The organism is Pseudomonas sp. AGC41, assembly GCF_057334555.1.
Map to the genome: position 1 here is coordinate 9,663 of NZ_JBHFJB010000112.1, position 2,084 is coordinate 11,746.

Below are 2,084 nucleotides of genomic sequence, written 5' to 3' on the forward strand. Positions count from 1 at the left end.
CCCCCCCCCCCCCCCCCCACTTTGGGATTTGCGGTGGATCAGAATTTCAGTGCCGGCGCCTTTGCCGTCACTTCAACACCTTGCTGACCGCTCGGGCTGATCAGTTGTACCTGAATTTTCTGGGTGGCCGGGAAGGTTTTGAACAGGGTCGCCAGGTCCAGGTTCTTCAAGGCGCCCGGAGCGGTGCAGGTGAACTGGTAGTGGGCATGGATCTCGCTGTGCTCGTCGTGATGCTCGTCGCCGTCTTCGTCGTGGTCTTCATGGTCCGGCTCATCGCCAAAGAGTGGGCTCTCCAGCTCCTGCTGGGCCACGGTGCACTTGGCCGCGGCCGGCAGATTGAACAGGGCCAGGGGTTTTTCCAGCTGCCCCCGCACGGCGGCGACCTTGGCCTTGTCGGCATCGCTGCTGGCGGCGTGTTCGAAGCCGACCAGGTTCATCGCCGGGCTCTCCAGCTCCAGTTCCAGGGTCTGGGCGTCCAACGCGGCGTTCAGCCGAGCGACGCCGTGTTCATGGGCGCCGAGGCTGCCGTGCTCATGGTCATGGTCGTGATCATGCTCGACGGCCGCGTGAGCGACAGCCAACGGCAGCAGGGCGAACGGCAAAGCGAGAAGCAGACGACGCATGACGAGTCTCCGGAAAGGTTATGTAATCTTATAACGAAAGTGCGCAGAGTTTGACCGTCTGCTTGGCGTCGCGCAAGGCCCATGGGAGCATGCGCAGATGAAATCTTCAGGAGCACGGTGATGTTGCGGATACGCGGAACCGTCGGCGAATGGCCGGTGGACTTGACGATCGAGATGGATGCAGGCGACTGGGCGCAGCTCGGCGCGCAGTTGCAAGTGGCCAAGTCCGAGAGCGTAGTGGCGCCTGCGGTCAAACCGGCGAATCAAGATGATGCCCAGTGGCAGATCGCCAAGGAGCTGCTGCGCAAGGCCGGGCAGTTGACCGGCCCGGACTTGCTGGAGCAGCTGGAAGGCCTGACCGGCAGCGCTTCGTCCGGCAAGCGGCTGTTGGTGCGCCTGCGCCACAGCGCCGAGGTCAAGGTGCTGAGCGGCGGGGATACGCCGCTCTACAGCTGGGTCGGTCAGTAAAGCGCGGCGAACAGCTTGCGACGATAGGTCGTCACTAGCGGGTGATCATTGCCCAGCAGCTCGAACACTTGGAGCAAGGTCTTGTGCGGCAGGCCTTCGCTGTAGCTGCGATTGCGGATGAACAGCTTGAGCAGCGCATCGAGGGCGGGTTCGTACTGCTGGCGCGCCAGTTGCTGGATCGCCAGTTGATACACCGCTTCATCATCCTGTGGGTCTTTCGCCAGGCGCGCCTTCAGGTCGGCGGCGTCCGGCAGGTCCTTGGCCAGGCCGAGGAACTGGATCTGCGCCTTGGCACCGGCCAGGGCGGCTTTGTGTTCGTCACTTTTCACGGCATTCAGAACTGTCTGCGCTTCGTCCAGCTCGCCGCGCTCGGTCAGGCAGCGGGCATACAGGATCAGCGCCTTGGCGTTGCTGTTGTCTTCCACCAGCAATGCCTTGAGCAGGGCTTCGGCGTCGGCGAAACGACCGTCATCGAACAGCGCCTGGGCTTGTTCCAGCGGATCGGCGGCGGCTGGCGGCGGCATCTGCACATGGGGTTCGAGCATCGCCCGCACCGCCGATTCCGGCTGGGCACCGGCAAAGCCGTCGACCGGCTGGCCGTCCTTGAACAACACCACGGTGGGCAGGCTGCGAATGCCGAAGCGGGCGACGATGTCCTGCTCGATGTCGCAGTTGACCTTGGCCAGCAGCAGTTCACCCCGGTAGCTCTCGGCGATGCCTTGCAGCATCGGCATCAGCGCCTTGCACGGCGCACACCACTCGGCCCAGAAATCCACCAGCACCGGTTTGTGGAAGGAATTGGCGATTACCGACTGGTCGAAATCGGCAGTGGTGGCGTCGAAGATGTAGGGCGTGTCCTGGGTCATGGGAAGTCTCGTAGAACGCTTGAATGGGGCAACTATACGGCTTGGTGGGGGATGGCTGAAAGCCGGACTTCGGCGCCTGATGCACCGCTTTCGCGAGCAGGCTCGCTCCCACAGTGTTTTGTGGTGT

General features: G+C 63.2%; 3 protein-coding genes. 1 reads left to right on the forward strand and 2 read right to left on the reverse strand.

The features are described from left to right. Positions 1-38: 38 nt before the first annotated feature. Positions 39-623, reverse strand: coding sequence for a DUF2796 domain-containing protein (locus ACE04F_RS18665; RefSeq protein ID WP_486108984.1), 585 nt, complete (start codon positions 621-623; stop codon positions 39-41). Between the two features lie 120 nt (positions 624-743). On the opposite strand from ACE04F_RS18665, the gene ACE04F_RS18670 reads away from it, so the two are divergent. Further along, positions 744-1,091 carry a hypothetical protein gene (locus ACE04F_RS18670; protein ID WP_486108986.1) on the forward strand — a complete coding sequence of 116 codons (348 nt, stop codon included), beginning with the start codon at positions 744-746 and terminating at the stop codon, positions 1,089-1,091. Here the strand turns inward: ACE04F_RS18670 and trxA are convergent. Continuing rightward, complete coding sequence (gene trxA, locus ACE04F_RS18675; RefSeq protein WP_486108988.1) at positions 1,085-1,957, reverse strand: thioredoxin; 873 nt, start codon at positions 1,955-1,957, stop codon at positions 1,085-1,087. The two genes, ACE04F_RS18670 and trxA, sit on opposite strands and share 7 nt — an antisense overlap. Positions 1,958-2,084: the final 127 nt, after the last annotated feature.

Coding starts and splice junctions, on each gene's coding strand:
- ACE04F_RS18670 (WP_486108986.1), top strand. CDS start 744: ATGTTGCGGATACGCGGAACCGTCGGCGAATGGCCGGTGGACTTGACG.
- ACE04F_RS18665 (WP_486108984.1), bottom strand. CDS start 623: ATGCGTCGTCTGCTTCTCGCTTTGCCGTTCGCCCTGCTGCCGTTGGCT.
- trxA (WP_486108988.1), bottom strand. CDS start 1,957: ATGACCCAGGACACGCCCTACATCTTCGACGCCACCACTGCCGATTTC.